This window comes from Barnesiella viscericola DSM 18177, assembly GCF_000512915.1.
GTDB lineage: Bacteria > Bacteroidota > Bacteroidia > Bacteroidales > Barnesiellaceae > Barnesiella > Barnesiella viscericola.
Window position 1 is genome coordinate 1,521,022 of the sequence record NZ_CP007034.1, and the last position, 16,674, is coordinate 1,537,695.

Below are 16,674 nucleotides of genomic sequence, written 5' to 3' on the forward strand. Positions count from 1 at the left end.
CTAATCAAACATATACACTTCTATAATAGTCACTTGCACTATTCGATATATAATGGTCATTTCACAATTTTAAGACTCTTCCCACCGCAGCGCACGATATAAACGCCCGAGGGGGTACCGCTCAGGTCGAGCGAGGCCGTGCCTTCGACACGCTGCCGCATCACCAGGGCTCCGCGGCTGTTGTAGACGGCAGTCTCTACCGGCGCGGCCGACTCTACGCGCACCGCACTTGCGACCCGGTCGAAATATACGGTTGCCGTGGCGGCCAGCGCCTCGTCGACCGACGCAGGAGCGGTCAATACCATCAGCCGGTCGAAGCAGAAGTAAGCCGGAGTTTTCATGCCTTGTGCTCCCGTATCGCTCGACTCCATGGTAAAATAGAGCGACGATACTTTACCCAGGGTACTCAGATCGACCCATTTCCACGATTTGTTCAGGGTCCACTCCTCCGGCTTCTCCGAACGGTAGTCGGTCAGATAATGTTCCACCGTACCGGTTTCGTTCCCGGTCGCATCGACTCCGTGAGCTATCAGTTTGAGCCAGGCTCCCTGCTCGAATTTGGCAGCATACGAGTTACCCTTTTGTATCGCATAGTAGGTATAGGGATTGTTGCACACATAGAAACCGGCCGTATAATAGGGAGCCGGGAAGGTAACCTCGCAGCTCCGCTCGATGGAAAGCGATTCGGCATAGGCGTCCCAGTAGGCCACCAGATAGGGAGAACCCTCACCGGCCACACCTCCCCGGGCCATGCAGCCGAACTGGTCATCGAAATTGGCCGATTCAAGTACCGTCGTCGACCGACTGGCAATAAACCCATTATAGTAAGAGGGCGACGAGGATACGTGTGAAAACCGGAATACTTGCGACTGAACGGAGGTCTCGCCTTTATACACATCGCGCCACACACCTTGTTCGTTATATTCGATAGCCTCGGCAGGCTTGGACAAATCCAACACAATCACGTCGGCCGACACGGCGCTACACAGCAAGCATACGACCAGGGCAAGGAAAATTTTTCTCATTGTCAGATTCACTTTTTCAAATTCATCATTTGGAAATTCTCTCTCGTCACACCCGCCTTCGAGGCCGGTGACATTACGATAACGCACCTGACCTGTTTTCCCCCTACTCGACTTCAAAAAATTTTTCGCTGTCCCCTTTTCCTTTCAGAGAACAAGGGTGGAGACTTCTCATGTGAGAACGCCCCGCCTGAGAAAAAAGAAGCGCCCCCGTCGAATCACTTCGCCGGAGGCGCCACACCCTATGGCAGTAGGGACTTAACTAATAATCATATCATACACTTGTTTATCGCGTTGCTCATTTGACAACCTTCACGCTGTATCCGCCACAACGCACTACGTACACGCCCGAAGGACAGACACTCAGGTCGAGGGCGGCACTGCCGTCGACAAGTTGTTTCAGCACGGCGGTTCCGTTCAGGCTGTACACGGCGGCCTCTACCGGACTGGCCGACTCAACGCGAACCACACCGCTGGTCCGGTCGTAGTAGGCTCTTACCGCAGCCGTCAAAGTCTTGTCGACCGATGCAGGTTCGGTCGATACCGTGAGCTTGTCGAGACAGAAATAACTCGGCGTATTCATACCCCACTCTCCCGTATCGCTCGACTCCATGGTGAAATAGATAGAGGCCACCTGGCCCAGCGAGCTCAGGTCGAACCATTGCCACGAGTCGTTGAGTGTCCACTCGTCGGCGTTGGCCGAGCGATAGTCGGCCAAGTAGTATTCTACCGTACCCGTCTCGGTTCGGTTTTCGTCAAGACCGTGGGCAACCAGCTTGAACCAGTCGCCCTGTTCAAATTTACCACCAAAATCATTGCCCTTTTGGAGTACATAATAGACATAAGGATTGTTGCACACATAGCACCCGACGGCATAATGGGGCGACGTGATTTTCACCTCGCACGATTTCCAGTCTTCGCTTTCATTATACGTATCCCAATAGGCACCCAGATAGGGAGTACCTTCACCGGCTACTCCACCCTTGGCCATGCAGCCATACTGGTCGTCAGAGCCGGCCGAAGCCAAAATCGTGGTCACTTTGCTGGCGAAAAAGCCGCACGAATACTGAGGATAGGGAGACCGGTGTGCAAAGGTGAACACCTGCGAGGTCACCTTGGCATTCTCGTTAAACGCATCGGACCACAATCCGTTGTCGTCGTAACTGAGGGCCTCCTGAGGATTCGACAAATCCAGTACCACATTCTCGGCCGAAACGGCGCCGCAGAGGCAAACGGCCAGTGCAAGTAAAAGTTTCTTCATATTCAATCAGTTTTAAAAGTTAATAGTATTTGTTTCCATGTATATACGGTCGGCATTTCACGACCCGAGGGCAGACCGATAACCAACGAAAGCTACCTTCCCCCGGGACCGCGTGGACAAACTCAACGTTCTTCGAGATGCAAGTCGGTCACCCCGGCCACCTCGGTCGAACATTCACCCAACCAGCCGTTGAACTGGTTGACTCCGGTGTAAATCTTCACAAAGTCGATACCCGGCAAAGCGACGGGATTCCCCGCGGCATCGACCGCCCAATCGATTTTGAAACTGGATTTTTCGCTGTTGTTGGGGTGGTTGTCGGCATAGCCCCAGTCATAGGCGTGCAGCACATAATAGGAGCCGTTGCCGCTCTCGTCGATGGCGTTGTCGGCCAGGCGAGTACCCTTGAACGTCATCGTTTCGGAGGCGAGCCACTGGGGATAATAGGGTTGCTTGTGGAAGGTCAGTTTCGAGATGTAGCCCGTGCCACCCTGATTGTCGGTCCAGCGCACGTAGGTCGCGTCGGTAATACTGGAACTGGTGCCGGGCTCGGGCGTCTTGTTCTCGTCGGGACGGTAGTAGGTGATTTCGTAGTCCTTCACCGTCGTCTCCTTGCCATACTCGCTGCCGGCCAGTTCGTACCAGGGGTCATCGGGCTGGCCGTTGCCGTTGACATCGACCGACACCATCACGATACCGGGCTCACTGCTCCCGCCGGTCGCACCCTGAGCGGACGAGGAGTAGAAGGCGTTGCCCAATATCTTGAAGTCGTATTCGCCGGGACGGTTCACGATTGTGTGGTCGAAGCCCACAACCACATAACCGCCATACCCTCCCAGGGTAATCATCGACCCGGCGTTGTAGGCCAGACGGTCCTCGGCCTTCTGCCGCATGGTCTCCTCGGTATCGCCCTCGTTGTACTCGGGCAGTTCGTTGACAAACTGTCCCGGGGCCGGACGATACTCGTAGACTCGGGTGATGTAGGGGCTGTATGCCACCTCTTCCTGTCGAACGACAATCTGCATGAGATGCTCCACGGGATTGGCGGCATCGTAGATGTTCAACTTCAACCAATAGGTGCCGGTCTGGGGTGCGACAAAGGTGTAGTCGCGGGTGGTGGCCACAATCGAATCGGTCGCGGTCGATTCGTAGGAGAGCCGCCACTCATACCGCTCGCCCGTGAATTGGGGGTGCAGGTTCAGCCGCTTCATGCGCTCCACCACATAGGTGTCGTCGAGCCCCAGCGAAACCATCGAGGGGGTGTCGTTCTGGCAGGCAGCCAGCAGCCCGAGAAAAGCAATCGACAAAAAGTACAAAATTCGTTTCATATCTATCAGTTAGTTTTTTTCAAAAAAGCCATGTGGGCAGGAATGTCGCCGGTGCGGGCCTTCCACTTCAACCGTCCGTCGCGTCCGTAACAGAGCAGATTGCCGCTCGATACGTAATTCTTGGCATCGGTCACATAGATGTCGCCGTTGGCGGGGTTCACCTTCAAGCCGTAGGGAATGTCGATGTCGGCATCGGTACCGTCCTTGATAAAATTGTCAGAGACCAGTTGCCGGGTGCGCACGTCGATAATGCCATAGGTCACGCTGTTCTCCTGCGACACGTCGCTCCACGCCACACTGTACAGGTAGAGCGAATCGCCGCAAATCTCCATCTCACTGCACGGAATGTCGAGCGTATCGCTCACCTCCATGCGCCCCGTGCGGCTCTCCTCCTCCAAGACAAAGAGGCGCGAAGGCACCGACCCGTAGTCGCCCCGCGACGATACCCACAGCTTGCCGTAGCGGTCGGCCCGAATGCGATGCAGGTTTATCCCCACGGGAATCTTGCGTATCTGAGTCATCGTGGCGATGTCGATGACCGACACCGTGTTGTCGTAGTTGGGTTTGCGGTAGCCGCCCGAATTGGCCACATAAATGAGTCCGTCGCGTATCACCAGTTCGTCGGGCTGATAGCCCACCGTCACCTCGGCCGTCACTTCGAGCGTGGCCGTGTCGACCTGAAAGACGGCACCGAGCTGGGCATTCGGGTCGATACCTACCGGCCCCACGTAGGAGGAGACGTAGGCATAGTCGCCGTCGAAGGCCACATAGCGGCAGTTGGGTATGTCGACCTGCCCGATGCGCCGGCAGGTGCGGGCGTCGAGCACCTCGACCTTGTGCGAGCAGTTGATTACGGCATAGAGCCGGGAACCATAAATCTGTATGTCATTACCCACGTCGCCCAACTCCTTGACCACATTGGGGTTACGTTCGGCATAAAGGTTGCGGGCATATTCACCCTGCTCGAAGTCGACAAAGTCGAGCGTGCATTTGTTCGACCCCATATTCCCCTCGTTGAGCAGGTAGAGGCCGGCATAGGGCGACGAGGTGTCGAGCATACCCGGCAACGGCTCATACTCGGTGAGAATGATCACGTCGTCCTTGCGGCACGACGTGGCCAGGGCCAGCGTCGCCAGCACCACGACAAGGGTCATATATGTAGTCGGTTGTTTCATCATCACAATTCAATCGCTATGCCGAACCGATAGTTGCGCATGGGCATCGGGTAGTTGAGCACCACGTCGTAGGCCTGGTCGAACAGGTTGTTGACCTCGGCCGTCACCTTCAACGCGACGGACTTTATCTTAAACGATTTCACCAACGAAATGTCGCTCGTGTACCACGGTTGCACATAGTTATATTCGATATTCTCCTGCTGGTTGTAGCGCTCGCCCACATAGACAAAGCTGTAATTGAGCCCCCAATCCTTGTAGGTGAGACCCAAGATGGCCGAGCCGCTGTGCCAGGGGATATAGGGTATCTGGTCGCGGTAGTAGTTGTCGCTGGGGCTGGTGATGTCGATGGCCTGCTGGTAGGTATACTGCACCTTGGTCATCAGCCCTATCTCGAAGGGCAGGCGGAAGGTGGCCGTGGCCTGCACGTCGACGCCCCGTATGTCGACCTTCCCGAGGTTGAGCATGGTCCAGCGGAACTGCTGCCCCTTGGGATAGGCGATAATCTTGTCGTTCACCAGGTTGTAGTAGGCGTCGACCCCGGTGTGGAAGCCCGAGAGGAATCCCGTCTTGGGAGCCACGGCATAGGTGAAGCCCACGTTGTACTGGGTGGCGCTCTCGGGTTTCAGTGCCGCATTGCCCATGTCGGTATAGTAGAGGTCGTTGAAGGTAGGCATGCGGTAGATTTGCTTGTAGAAGGCACGCAACACCCAGTTGTATCTTTTCAACGGCTGATACGAGAGGAAGAGGGCGGGTGTCACCTTGCTCTTGTTGGGCGCCTTGGCCTGCCCCTCGGTGGTCTCGTCGACCAGCGTGGCCAGCACGCTGGCCTGCATCTTCAAGCGGTCGGCCAGCGAGAAGGCGGTGGCAGCCGAAATCCAGTGGGTGTACCGGCTGGCCGAGAGGTACTCCGACAGGCCGTTCCACTGCAAGTCATAGGCTACCGACACGTCCCAGTTGCGGAGTATCGAATACTTGTTGGCCAACGAGAAATAGACCTCGCGCTGCTTGTAGTGGTTGTCGACCCGCATCAGCTTGTCGTCGTTGTTCATGTAGTGGGTATAGTCAAAGGCATACTTGGCGTTGACCTTGATGCTGTACTTGCGGGTAATATCCTGCTGATAGACGCCCTGCACGAAGGTGTTGCGGTCCCACAACCGCTCGCCGTTGCGCCACACGTTGTTGACAATGGCACCGGGAATGCCCCGCTCGGAGCTGTAATGGTAGACATAGGCTTTCCAGAATCCGTTGGGCAGATAGCCCTGCAAGCCGCCCTCGAAGCGCACGGCATCGATGTCGCCGTTCTGCCGGGTGGCCGTGGTGTCGTAGGCTACCTCGCCCGAGGGGGTGACCCGCTTGTAGCGGAACTTGTATTTGCCGCTCGAGCCGGTCCACTCGCTGTTGAAGGTCATGCTCACACTCTCGCTAAGTTTGTATTCAAACAGCACCGAGGGGTTGACCAAGTCGAACGACCCGGTCTTGAACGAGGCCTTCAAGTGCGACTTCTCGCCCGGCTTGAACTTGGGCCGACGGGTCGTGAGGTAGATGGAACCGGCCGAACCGAACTCGCGGGCCGACTGGAATATCTCGCTCTTCTGTCCGTTATAGAGCGAAATCTCCTCGATGTTCTCGAGCGAGAACTTGCCCAGGTCTACCTGTCCGTTCTGGGCGTTGCCCAACTGAATGCCGTTGTAGTAGACCCCCATGTGGTTGGTACCCATGCTGCGGATATTGACGGTTTTCAAACCGCCCACGCCGCCGTAGTCCTTGATTTGCAGACCCGAGAAATAGCGTATGGCATCGGCCACCGAGAAGCTGTTGAGCGCCTGCAACTCCTTGCCCGATAACTTTTGGGAGGGAATCACCTCGCTGTACCGGTTGGCGGTAACCATCACCTCGCCCAGGCTCTGGGTCTCTATCGAGTCGGGCGTTGAGGGTGTGACAGCCCCGGCCTGCCCCCAAAGAGCAGCCCCCACCATCGTGACCATTCCAAGCAATACCCTGCGACAAAGTCTTTCCATCGGACTATTTTTTTAACAGCCTCGGGAAAGGGTTGCAGCCCATAAGTTTCATGTAAACAGGCAGACGTGTACAGTGTGGCACCCGTTCCGCAGATTCACAAGCTCTACCCCCCGAAAGCTAATGACACAACGCATGGCAGGTCTTCTGACTTACTCCGGTAACCGAGGCCTTCCCAATCGTCATAATCAGTGGCTTTCAAGTATTCTCGGCACCTGTACAGGAGCTTACAGCAGCGGGACTGTTCGGGATTCTCACCCGATTCCCTTTTCATTCTACGCCCCGGACGGGGTTTCAAAACCAATGCAGGCACAAAGGTAACACAATTTATTGATACTGTTCCATTTTTTCCTGAAAATTATTCCAAACCAAACCACAACACCAATCGTTACTTCTAAAAAACAATGGATCGGACAATAAAAATAACGGTTATAAATTTGTATCAATCACAAATTTTAGCGAATATTGCGGAATCTTTCTTCAACCGACAAGACAAACCATGGAAGGAAACAAGACCTTGAAAAACGACAACGTCGTGCTGCGCGTATGGCGATTCTACCTCGAAGGATTTCGGGCAATGACCTTGGGAAAAACACTGTGGGCAATTATCCTCATCAAACTGTTCATCATGTTTTTTATCCTCAAACTCTTCTTTTTCCCCAATATCCTGAAAACGGAATTCGATACCGACGAGGAGCGTGCCAATGCCGTCATCGAAAATCTAACCAATCCCAATAATTCTCAACCCAATCAATCACAAGAGTTATGAACGATCTTTTCACTCTCGTCGACTGGTCGAGGGCACAGTTTGCCCTCACCGCCATCTACCACTGGCTGTTCGTGCCCCTCACGCTGGGGCTGGGCGTCATCGTCGGTATCATGGAAACCATCTACTACCGCACCGGCGATGAACGCTGGAAAACCATTACCAAATACTGGATGACCCTCTTCGGCGTCAACTTCGCCATCGGGGTGGCCACCGGTATCATTCTCGAATTTCAGTTCGGCACCAACTGGTCGAATTACAGCTGGTTCGTGGGCGACATCTTCGGGGCTCCGCTGGCCATCGAGGGTATCATGGCCTTCTTCATGGAGGCGACCTTCATTGCCGTGATGTTCTTCGGCTGGAACAAGGTGAGCAAGCGCTTCCACCTGGCATCGACCTGGCTCACTGCCATAGGCGCCTCGATTTCGGCCCTGTGGATTCTGGTAGCCAACTCGTGGATGCAATACCCCGTGGGCATGAAATTCGACCCCGAGACCGCCCGCAACGTCATGGACGACTTCTGGGCACTGGTGCTCTCGCCGGTAGCCATCAACAAGTTCTTCCACTCGGTATCGGCCGGCTGGGTGCTGGGCGGTATCTTCGTGGTGGGTGTCAGCTCGTGGTACCTGCTGAAAAACCGCGAGAACTTCCTGGCCAAGCAGAGCATTCGCGTGGGAGCATGGGTCGGCCTGGTCGGCGCTCTCGTCGTGGCCTACACCGGCGACGGCTCGGCCTATGAGGTGGCCGACAAGCAGCCCATGAAACTGGCCGCCATGGAGGGTGTATATCATGGCAAGAAGGGGCAGGAGCTCATCGCCTTCGGTATCCTCAACCCGGCCAAGGAGTTTAACAACAACGAGAAGGAGTTCCTCTTCGACATACCTATTCCCAAACTGCTCTCGATACTGGCCACCCGTGAAGTCGACGGCTTCGTGCCCGGCATCAACGACATTATCGACGGCGGGTACCCCGACAAGAACCTCAAAGGCGAGGAGATTATCGCCCTCTCGGCGCAGGAGAAGATGGAACGCGGCCGCCTGGCTATCGCCGCGCTGGCCGACTTCAACACGGCCCGGCAGAACAACGACACCACGGCGATGAACGAGGCCCGGGCCCGGCTCGAAGCCAACTACGAGTACTTCGGCTACGGCTATGTCGACTCGGTCGAGCAGCTCATTCCCCACGTGCCGTTCGTCTTCTACTCGTTCCACATCATGATTATCCTGGGCGGTTATTTCATACTCTTCTTCATACTCGTTCTGGTACTCTCCTACAAGGAGAAACTGCCCAACCTCAAATGGATGCTGTGGGTAGCCATACTCACCATTCCGCTGGGATACGTCTGCCTCGAAGCGGGGTGGATTGTTGCCGAGATGGGCCGTCAGCCGTGGGTAATCCAGGACATCATGCCCACCTTCGCCGCCATCTCGAAAATCGAGGTAGCCTCGGTACAGACCACCTTCTGGCTCTTTGCCGCCCTCTTTACCATACTGCTCATCGCCGAGGTGGGTATCATGCTGAAACAAATTAAAAAAGGAACCGAAAAAAAATAACTAAGCACTATGGAAATGAACGAAATATTCTACCAGCACTACTGGTGGTTTCTCATCTCGCTGCTGGGCGCAATACTGGTATTCCTACTCTTCGTGCAGGGCGGACAGTCGCTGCTGGCCACGATGGGGAAAAACGAAATCGAGAAAAGTATGATGGTCAACTCGCTGGGCCGCAAGTGGGAGTTCACCTTTACCACCCTGGTGGTTTTCGGCGGCGCCTTCTTCGCCTCCTTCCCGCTCTTCTATTCCACCAGTTTCGGCGGAGCCTACTGGCTGTGGATGGCCATTCTGTTCAGCTTCATCATTCAGGCCGTGTCGTATGAATACCGCTCCAAGAGAGGCAACTTCCTGGGCAAGAATACCTACGATACCTTCCTGCTCATCAACGGCATCGTGGGTCCCGTGCTGCTGGGTGTGGCCGTAGGCACCTTCTTCACCGGGGCCGATTTCGTGGTCGAGAAAGGCAACCTCACCACACCGGGGTCGCCGGTCATCAGCAGCTGGACCAACGGCTGGCACGGACTGGAAGCGCTGCTCGACGTGCGCAACCTGTTGCTGGGTGTCACGGTACTCTTCCTGGCCCGCACGCAAGGTGCCCTCTACTTCATGAACAACATCAAGGACGACACCCTGTTCGAGCGTTCGCGCAAACAGGTGCTGGTCAACGGCATCGTCTTCGTGCTCTTCTTCCTCTCGTTCGTGACTGCTACCTTGCTGGCCACCGGCTACGAAACCAACCCGCTCACCGGCGAGGTATTCCCCCGCGCCTACAAGTATTTCCACAACCTCATCGAGATGCCGTGGGTAGCCTTCATGTTCCTCGTGGGAGTCGTGCTGGTGCTCTACGCCCTCATTCGCTCGGTATTCGGGCAACACTACACCCGGGGCATCTGGTTCTCGGGCATCGGCACCGTGCTGGTGGTGCTCAGCCTCTTCTTCATCGCAGGCTACAACAACACCCCCTACTACCCCTCGGTAGCCGACATGCAGAGCTCGCTCACCATCTACAACAGTTCGTCGAGCCTCTTTACCCTGGAAACGATGAGCGTCGTATCGCTGCTCATTCCCTTTGTGCTGGCCTACATCTTCTACGTATGGCGCGCCATGGACAAGAAACCCATCACCGCCACCGAGATGAAGAGCAACGAACACAAATATTGATTCTTGCGTATTCTACAAAAAGAGCTTACTTTTGCACAAGTAAGCTCTTTTTCTGTATATGGACGACACCTACCTGACCATATCGCGCACCTCGGAAGGAATTTACAAGGAGAAGATGAGTAAGTTCCTCGCCTTCGCCATACCCGTCACGACGGTCGACGAGGTGAAACAGGAGCTCGAAAAGTACCAGAAGGAGTACTACGACGCCCGCCACGTCTGCTGGGCCTACATGCTGGGACACGAGCGCACTCAATTCCGCTCGAACGACAACGGCGAACCCTCGGGCACGGCCGGGAAACCGATACTCGGTCAAATCAACTCGGCCGGTCTCACCGACATTCTCATCGTCGTGGTGCGCTATTTCGGCGGTATCAAGCTGGGCACGAGCGGACTGATTGTCGCCTACCGCGAAGCGGCTGCCGAGGCCATTGCCGCCAACGAAATCGTGGAGCGGCAGGTCGAGGACGAGGTGCGCTTCGGCTTTGAATACCCCCTCATGAACGAGGTGATGCGCGTCGTCAAGGAGGAGGGGCCCACCATCGTCTCGCAACTCTTCGACATGGATTGCGAGATGACCCTGCGCATACGCCGCTCCCGCATGGAGAACTTGAAAAACCGGCTGTCGAAAATCGACGGCCTGCACTTTTTTACCGAAACCTGACCCGACGATGACCGAACAAGAAAAAATGGAGTCCGGACTGCTCTACGATGCCGCCGCTCCCGAACTGCTGGTGAAACTGCAAACGACCCGCAACAAACTCTTTGAACTCAACTACCGCCTGCTCCCTTCGCAGACCCGGGAGCGGGAACAGCTGCTCCGCGAGATTCTGGGAACAGCCCCCAAGCGCTTCAATATCGTCTCACCCTTCCTGTGCGACTACGGTCACAACATTCACGTGGGCGAGAATTTCTTTGCCAACTACAACTGCGTGATGCTCGACGAGGCCCCCATCACCATCGGCGACAACGTGCTCATCGCACCCAACGTGGGGCTTTACACCGCCGGACACCCCATCGACGTGGAGCGACGCAACCAGTGGCTCGAATATGCCTGGCCCATCACCATCGGCAACAACGTGTGGATTTGCGGCGGGGTGACCATCACCCCGGGCGTGACCATCGGCGACAACAGCATCATTGCCGCAGGCAGCGTGGTGACAGGCGACATACCGGCCAACGTCATTGCCGGCGGGAACCCGTGCCACGTGATTCGCCCCGTGACCGAGGCCGACCGCCAGCGCTCGTACAGCTGGCAGGAACAGCAGGAACGCAGCTCCCGAAAAAAGGGTCGCTGAGAAAATCGAAGGGGGGGGATAAATCTGCCACAACAGGCATTACGACTCGAACCGCAGGAGCCGCTTCACAATTAATCTACAATATCTGTTTTATTTCGGCCAGTTCGGTCACCACATAGTCGGGTTGTTCCCCCGTCACGGGTAGCTTGTCGCGATTAAAATAGATAGCCCGCCACCCCGCGTGCATCGCCCCCAAGATGTCGGCATCGTAGTTGTCGCCCACGATAAGGGTATCGACCGCATCGGCCCCCACCACCTGCAAGGCATAGTCGAAGAGCCGGCGGTCGGGCTTGGTAATACCGATTTCGTCGGAGAGAATCAGTCGCTTGAAATAGCGGTCGATGCCGCCCGAATGCAACTTGCGCGACTGCACCTCGGAGAATCCATTACTCAGGATATAGAGCGGATAGCCCTTGCCCGTGAGGTAGTCGAGCAGGTCGACAGCTCCCGGCACCAGCCTCTTCTGCTGGGCCAACACATCGAGATAACGATGGTTGAGCTGCATGATAAAGTCCATATCGCCGCTCAACGCACTGCCCACCTGTCGGAACGGACGGGCAAAACGCTCGACTATCAGGAAATCTTTCGTCACCCGGTTGTGGTGATAGGCCTCCCACAATTCATGATTAGCCTCCATATAGAGCGACTGGAACTGTTCATAGCGGGTAAACACCCGGCCGAGCGAGAACTCCCCGTACACCTGCCGCAACGACCACATGGAGTTCGCCCTGAAATCCCATATCGTATCGTCCAGGTCGATAAACAGCGTCTTGCATATCCTCTTGTTCATGGTCTGTTTCTTTATATTCCTTCCCTTATGATTCTCGCACAGGTACAAATATACGATAAAATCAGTTCTATCTATACCGCTTCATCGGTCATAAAAAACTTCTTCCTCCATCTCTTAAAAATTAATGACAGCACTCGTCAGCTGATGGAATTATTTTCCACCCGACCTTATACAAAAGTCCATTCACGGGAAATAAACATTTGGCTATAAGCCTTTTATTTTCTGCAAAGCTCAAAAAAACAACTTTGTACTTTTTAGCAAACGTTCCGTTTTTGACGCATTGCCCCTAAAATTTGACGTATTGCTCGCTCTACTCCTCCCTCCTCACCTACTTTTGTTTGTAAATTATCACATCACTTCACTATGATAAAAAAGACACACATGTACATGGCAGGGGTATTCCTTGCTCTCTTTTGCGCCTGCGAAGAAAAGGAACAGACCGAACCCGAAATTCCCCCCGTAGAAGTTTCACTGACCGTATCGCCCCAAACACTGGTATTCGACGAAAACGATGCCTCGAAGAATGTCATCACCGTCAATACCAATGCCAACTGGAAGGCGGAGGTCGATAATACCGCATTAAAAATAGACAAGAGCGAAGGCACCAGTGGCGAGTCACGCATACAGATTACCGACGCTCCCGTAGGAGTAACCTGCAAACTGACCCTCACGACCATTCCGCAAAACGACGAAGAGGTCATCTCGCGCGAAGTGACCATATCGAGAGCTGCCCCCATAATCGAACCCATCGAGCGAACGGTTATTTACAACAACGATTTCGATAAAGAGGTGTCCTCAAAAATCTCGAATCGATGGCCCTATCTCGACGAGTTTGACGGCTGGAAAAACGCTACGGGTACCGGGCAAGGCAGCGAAACCTACGAGCAGATGAGTGTATCGGTGCGGAACGACTGGTTCTCGGACTATTCACCCAATGCCGACTACAAACCCTACGCTTCGGGCAAGAACAATCTCAATTTCACCCGTAGTGGCAGTTACCTGGCCATCAACGGTATCCGTGTAGGACAGGAGCGTGATTTTATCCTGCAATTCGGCAGCTCGGAAAACAAGTTGTTCGACTATGCCGACCTGATTGTCGAGGTGGGTAACGGCTCGTCGTGGGTACAGCTCGACTACACCCGAGCGCCCACCCGGGACTGGGAACTCACCACCTGCTCGTTTTCGCTGCAAAATGTTGCGGCCGACGGTACCCTCGGCATACGGTTCAGCACCACCGACGGTGCAAACCTGATGCGCATCGACGATGTACGGCTGACCGACGGTGACCCGTCGAGCCAGGTCATCGCCTTCGACAATACGGTCTATCCGTTGCCCGAGTTACCGCTCTACGGTAGCAACGACTATGTGATTACCCACACCGGTACCCTGGGCGGGGAAACGGTGCGCAACTACACCATGCTTTTCGACCGGGAGAAACACGCCGCCCTGTGGGTAGCTTACCCGCTGCACGCCTGCTACCGGGGTTCGAGCGGCCGGACCGAGGCTTGGGCAGCCGACCCGCTCATCGACGCGGCCTTCCAGGCTCTGCTCTATGGCAACCCCTACTGCTACTACCAGGACTATTCGCGCGGGCATCAGATTCCATCGGGCGACCGCACAATCAACGACGAGCTGAACGCCCAGACTTTCTACGCCTCGAACATGACTCCGCAAGACGGCACCTTCAACGGGGGTATCTGGGAATCGCTCGAAAGCAAGGTCCGCAACAACCTGTGCAACGACACGCTCTACGTGGTGACCGGCTGCTACTTTGGCAACGGATACACCTCGACCTACGACGGCAACTACAACGACAGCTACGACCCCAACGCCAAGTTGTGCGCCGTGCCCACCCACTACTTCAAGGTGATTCTGCGCACCCGCTCGGGCAACAGCGGCAAGCACGTGGGCCAATGCGAGGCCAGTGAACTGAAAGCCATCGGCTTCTGGCTCGAACACCGCAACGATTACCCCGAGGAGTTCAGCACAGACTACTGCCAGTCGGTGGAATATATCGAACAACAGACCGGGTTTACCTTCTTCCCGAGTGTACCCGACAAGGTGAAGAAGCAGTGTGCACCCTCTGAATGGAATCTCTAAGAAATACACCTAACAACCAACAAGACAAAAAAAGGGGACAACCGACCGCAAGTATAGGTGTTGACGCGGTCAATAGGGCTCTCGGCTTTTTCCCGAGGGCCCTTTTTTACGATTGGAAACAGATACCGGTGAGAAACCGGCCCGAACGGACACCCAAGGCCCGGGCTGAGAAAAATTCGTCGCTATGCTCCTGCGTACAGATACCGGCCACCTCGATGTGCGACAGTTCCACACCACAGGCCGTGAGCTCCTCGACAGCCGCAGCCCACAGGTCGACGTGCGCCCGCCGCGACGGATAGCGCCGCACCACGGCGGCCTCATCAAACCCGGCGGTCAGAAAGGCATCGACCACCTCGTCGCCCACCTCGAAACGGTCGGGTCCGATCGAGGGGCCCACGGCGGCCAACAGGCATGCGGGATTCGTACCGTAACGCCGGACCATCGACTCCACCGCCTCGCGCACGATGTGAGCGGCCATACCCCGCCAACCCGCATGCACAGCGGCACAGGCCCGCCGGTCGGGATCACAGAGCAGCACCGGCACACAGTCGGCCGTCGACACCGCTACGGCTACACCGGGGCAATCGGTCATCACGGCATCGGCCCCGTCGAGCCGCTCGCACCATTCGTCATCGGAGCGGGTCAGCCAGTCGGCTGCGACCGAAGCCACGGCCACGCCATGTACCTGATGGGGTGCCGCCAGCCGGTCATACCCCAACGCATCATGCAACCGCTGCCGATTGGCCGTTACCCGGTCGGGGGCATCGTCGGTGTACTCGCCCAGATTATCGGTCGAGAAGGGGTCGCCCGCTACCGCACCGCCGCGTGTAGTCACAAAGGTGACGACACCCGGCAGGGAGTCGAACAGCGAAAAAGAGTACCATCGGAAAGTATCGGTCGTGTGCAGAATCATCACCAATCCTCTTCGTCGAAATTATCATCGTCGGCCCAGTTGTCGGCCTCATCATCGAGCCCGGCACTCGTGTCGAAGTTATCCTCCTCGGCCACCCGGTGACGGGCGTCGAGATTGCGGTGTGTCAGGGTCATCACCCGGTTGGCCTCATCGTTGAGCTGGCTCCACAAGAGATCTTTCAACTCGGTAATCCCCTGCCCCGTGACCGACGAAATGAAGACCGTGGGAATATCGGGCAGGTCGCTCTTCAAGGCTTCAAGCAGTTCGTCGTCGAGCATGTCGCACTTGGTTACGGCCAGCACGCGCTGCTTGTCCTGCAAGTCGGGATTGAATGCCGTCAGTTCGCGCAGCAGAATCTCATACTCGCCACGGATACTGTCGGCATCGGCAGGCACCATGAACAGGAGTACCGCATTGCGCTCGACGTGGCGCAGGAAACGCAATCCCAACCCTTTGCCCTCGCTGGCCCCCTCGATGATGCCGGGAATATCGGCCATGACAAACGAGCGGTTGTCGCGATAGGAGACGATACCCAAGTTGGGTTCGAGTGTCGTGAAGGGGTAGTCGGCAATCTTGGGACGGGCTGCCGAGATGGTAGAGAGCAGGGTCGACTTACCGGCATTGGGGAAACCCACTAGACCCACATCGGCCAACAGCTTCAATTCGAGAATCACCGTGCGCTCGATGGCCGGCTCGCCGGGTTGGGCATAGCGCGGAGTCTGGTTGGTGGCCGACTTGAAATGCCAGTTGCCCAGGCCGCCTCGGCCCCCTTTCAACAGCACGAGCTCCTCGCCGTCCTGCGTTACCTCACACAGAAATTCGCCCGTATCGGCATCGAACACCGCCGTTCCGCAGGGCACCTCGATGGTCTTGTCTTCGCCGTCCTTGCCGAAACTGCGATTGGCACCGCCCGGCGAACCGTTGCCGGCAAAGACGTGCCGCGAATATTTCAGGTGCAGCAGAGTCCACAGATTGCGATTGGCCCGCAAATAAATATTTCCGCCCCGGCCGCCGTCACCGCCATCGGGTCCGCCCTTGGGCACATACTTGGCCCGATACAGGTGCATGGCTCCGGCACCTCCCTTGCCCGAGCGACAAAGTATCTTCACATAATCTACAAAATTCGACTCTGCCATAAACTGTTTCTTTTAGGATTGTGGCTGCAAAAATAACGAAAAGGTAACACTCGACCAACGAATGGGTTCATCTCTTCCCGTTTATCGCAGATTTACAGGAGAAAAAAGATAGTATAGAGACTCTTTTCTGAACGGCTCTTATACAAGTTTCAACTAATAAA

Annotated in this window: 14 protein-coding genes and 1 riboswitch; of the genes, 6 read left to right on the forward strand and 8 right to left on the reverse strand. The window is 55.8% G+C overall.

The window, feature by feature from the left end:
- Positions 1 to 56 precede the first annotated feature (56 nt).
- From BARVI_RS12935 to BARVI_RS06050, 5 genes are all read right to left on the reverse strand, one after another.
- The gene (locus BARVI_RS12935) at positions 57 to 1,025 is read right to left on the reverse strand and encodes a DUF4465 domain-containing protein (protein WP_025278378.1); all 969 of its coding nucleotides are present in this window, start codon (positions 1,023 to 1,025) and stop codon (positions 57 to 59) included.
- Between the two features lie 295 nt (positions 1,026 to 1,320).
- Positions 1,321 to 2,283, reverse strand: a complete 963-nt coding sequence (locus BARVI_RS12940) for a DUF4465 domain-containing protein (protein ID WP_025278379.1) — start codon at positions 2,281 to 2,283, stop codon at positions 1,321 to 1,323.
- Between the two features lie 122 nt (positions 2,284 to 2,405).
- Complete coding sequence (locus BARVI_RS06040; RefSeq protein ID WP_025278380.1) at positions 2,406 to 3,608, reverse strand: hypothetical protein; 1,203 nt, start codon at positions 3,606 to 3,608, stop codon at positions 2,406 to 2,408.
- A 5-nt stretch (positions 3,609 to 3,613) separates the two neighbouring features.
- Positions 3,614 to 4,762 (reverse strand): YncE family protein, encoded by a 1,149-nt coding sequence (locus tag BARVI_RS06045; protein ID WP_038534290.1) that lies wholly within the window; start codon positions 4,760 to 4,762, stop codon positions 3,614 to 3,616.
- 23 nt (positions 4,763 to 4,785) lie between these two features.
- Entirely contained in the window at positions 4,786 to 6,759 is a 1,974-nt protein-coding gene (locus tag BARVI_RS06050; protein ID WP_232214025.1) for a TonB-dependent receptor plug domain-containing protein, read from the reverse strand.
- A gap of 160 nt (positions 6,760 to 6,919) precedes the next feature.
- Positions 6,920 to 7,119, reverse strand: a riboswitch (cobalamin riboswitch).
- Between the two features lie 179 nt (positions 7,120 to 7,298).
- Here BARVI_RS06050 and BARVI_RS06055 point away from each other — a divergent pair.
- The 5 genes from BARVI_RS06055 to BARVI_RS06075 are packed head-to-tail and all read left to right on the forward strand — an operon-like array spanning position 7,299 to position 11,574.
- Positions 7,299 to 7,568: a DUF4492 domain-containing protein gene (locus BARVI_RS06055; RefSeq protein WP_198015999.1), complete on the forward strand. Its 270-nt coding sequence runs from the start codon at positions 7,299 to 7,301 to the stop codon at positions 7,566 to 7,568.
- Positions 7,565 to 9,118, forward strand: a complete 1,554-nt coding sequence (locus BARVI_RS06060) for a cytochrome ubiquinol oxidase subunit I (RefSeq protein ID WP_025278384.1) — start codon at positions 7,565 to 7,567, stop codon at positions 9,116 to 9,118. Before BARVI_RS06055 ends, BARVI_RS06060 begins: the two co-directional genes overlap by 4 nt.
- Positions 9,119 to 9,133: 15 nt before the next feature.
- The gene (cydB, locus tag BARVI_RS06065; protein WP_025278385.1) at positions 9,134 to 10,279 is read left to right on the forward strand and encodes a cytochrome d ubiquinol oxidase subunit II; all 1,146 of its coding nucleotides are present in this window, start codon (positions 9,134 to 9,136) and stop codon (positions 10,277 to 10,279) included.
- 58 nt (positions 10,280 to 10,337) lie between these two features.
- Positions 10,338 to 10,940 carry an IMPACT family protein gene (locus tag BARVI_RS06070; RefSeq protein ID WP_025278386.1) on the forward strand — a complete coding sequence of 201 codons (603 nt, stop codon included), beginning with the start codon at positions 10,338 to 10,340 and terminating at the stop codon, positions 10,938 to 10,940.
- A gap of 7 nt (positions 10,941 to 10,947) precedes the next feature.
- Positions 10,948 to 11,574, forward strand: a complete 627-nt coding sequence (locus BARVI_RS06075) for a sugar O-acetyltransferase (RefSeq protein WP_025278387.1) — start codon at positions 10,948 to 10,950, stop codon at positions 11,572 to 11,574.
- A 76-nt stretch (positions 11,575 to 11,650) separates the two neighbouring features.
- On the opposite strand, the gene BARVI_RS06080 is transcribed toward BARVI_RS06075, so the two are convergent.
- Entirely contained in the window at positions 11,651 to 12,364 is a 714-nt protein-coding gene (locus BARVI_RS06080) for a YjjG family noncanonical pyrimidine nucleotidase (protein ID WP_025278388.1), read from the reverse strand.
- Between the two features lie 363 nt (positions 12,365 to 12,727).
- Here BARVI_RS06080 and BARVI_RS12945 point away from each other — a divergent pair, with 363 nt between their 5' ends.
- On the forward strand, positions 12,728 to 14,464 hold the full coding sequence (locus BARVI_RS12945; RefSeq protein WP_084547006.1) for a DNA/RNA non-specific endonuclease: 1,737 nt from the start codon (positions 12,728 to 12,730) through the stop codon (positions 14,462 to 14,464).
- Between the two features lie 106 nt (positions 14,465 to 14,570).
- Here BARVI_RS12945 and pgeF read toward each other — a convergent pair whose 3' ends face one another.
- Together pgeF and obgE are read right to left on the reverse strand one after the other, a co-directional pair.
- A complete protein-coding gene (pgeF, locus tag BARVI_RS06090; RefSeq protein ID WP_025278390.1) occupies positions 14,571 to 15,377 on the reverse strand; it encodes a peptidoglycan editing factor PgeF in 807 nt (268 codons plus the stop codon).
- Positions 15,377 to 16,513, reverse strand: coding sequence for a GTPase ObgE (gene obgE, locus BARVI_RS06095; RefSeq protein ID WP_025278391.1), 1,137 nt, complete (start codon positions 16,511 to 16,513; stop codon positions 15,377 to 15,379). The genes pgeF and obgE overlap by 1 nt, the downstream gene beginning before the upstream one ends.
- Positions 16,514 to 16,674 lie beyond the last annotated feature (161 nt).

Excerpts from the sequence above, each read along its gene's own strand:
- BARVI_RS12935 (WP_025278378.1), bottom strand. The coding sequence starts at position 1,025 with ATGAGAAAAATTTTCCTTGCCCTGGTCGTATGCTTGCTGTGTAGCGCC.
- BARVI_RS12940 (WP_025278379.1), bottom strand. The coding sequence starts at position 2,283 with ATGAAGAAACTTTTACTTGCACTGGCCGTTTGCCTCTGCGGCGCCGTT.
- BARVI_RS06040 (WP_025278380.1), bottom strand. The coding sequence starts at position 3,608 with ATGAAACGAATTTTGTACTTTTTGTCGATTGCTTTTCTCGGGCTGCTG.
- BARVI_RS06045 (WP_038534290.1), bottom strand. The coding sequence starts at position 4,762 with ATGACCCTTGTCGTGGTGCTGGCGACGCTGGCCCTGGCCACGTCGTGC.
- BARVI_RS06050 (WP_232214025.1), bottom strand. The coding sequence starts at position 6,759 with ATGGTGGGGGCTGCTCTTTGGGGGCAGGCCGGGGCTGTCACACCCTCA.
- BARVI_RS06055 (WP_198015999.1), top strand. The coding sequence starts at position 7,299 with ATGGAAGGAAACAAGACCTTGAAAAACGACAACGTCGTGCTGCGCGTA.
- BARVI_RS06060 (WP_025278384.1), top strand. The coding sequence starts at position 7,565 with ATGAACGATCTTTTCACTCTCGTCGACTGGTCGAGGGCACAGTTTGCC.
- cydB (WP_025278385.1), top strand. The coding sequence starts at position 9,134 with ATGAACGAAATATTCTACCAGCACTACTGGTGGTTTCTCATCTCGCTG.
- BARVI_RS06070 (WP_025278386.1), top strand. The coding sequence starts at position 10,338 with ATGGACGACACCTACCTGACCATATCGCGCACCTCGGAAGGAATTTAC.
- BARVI_RS06075 (WP_025278387.1), top strand. The coding sequence starts at position 10,948 with ATGACCGAACAAGAAAAAATGGAGTCCGGACTGCTCTACGATGCCGCC.
- BARVI_RS06080 (WP_025278388.1), bottom strand. The coding sequence starts at position 12,364 with ATGAACAAGAGGATATGCAAGACGCTGTTTATCGACCTGGACGATACG.
- BARVI_RS12945 (WP_084547006.1), top strand. The coding sequence starts at position 12,728 with ATGATAAAAAAGACACACATGTACATGGCAGGGGTATTCCTTGCTCTC.
- pgeF (WP_025278390.1), bottom strand. The coding sequence starts at position 15,377 with ATGATTCTGCACACGACCGATACTTTCCGATGGTACTCTTTTTCGCTG.
- obgE (WP_025278391.1), bottom strand. The coding sequence starts at position 16,513 with ATGGCAGAGTCGAATTTTGTAGATTATGTGAAGATACTTTGTCGCTCG.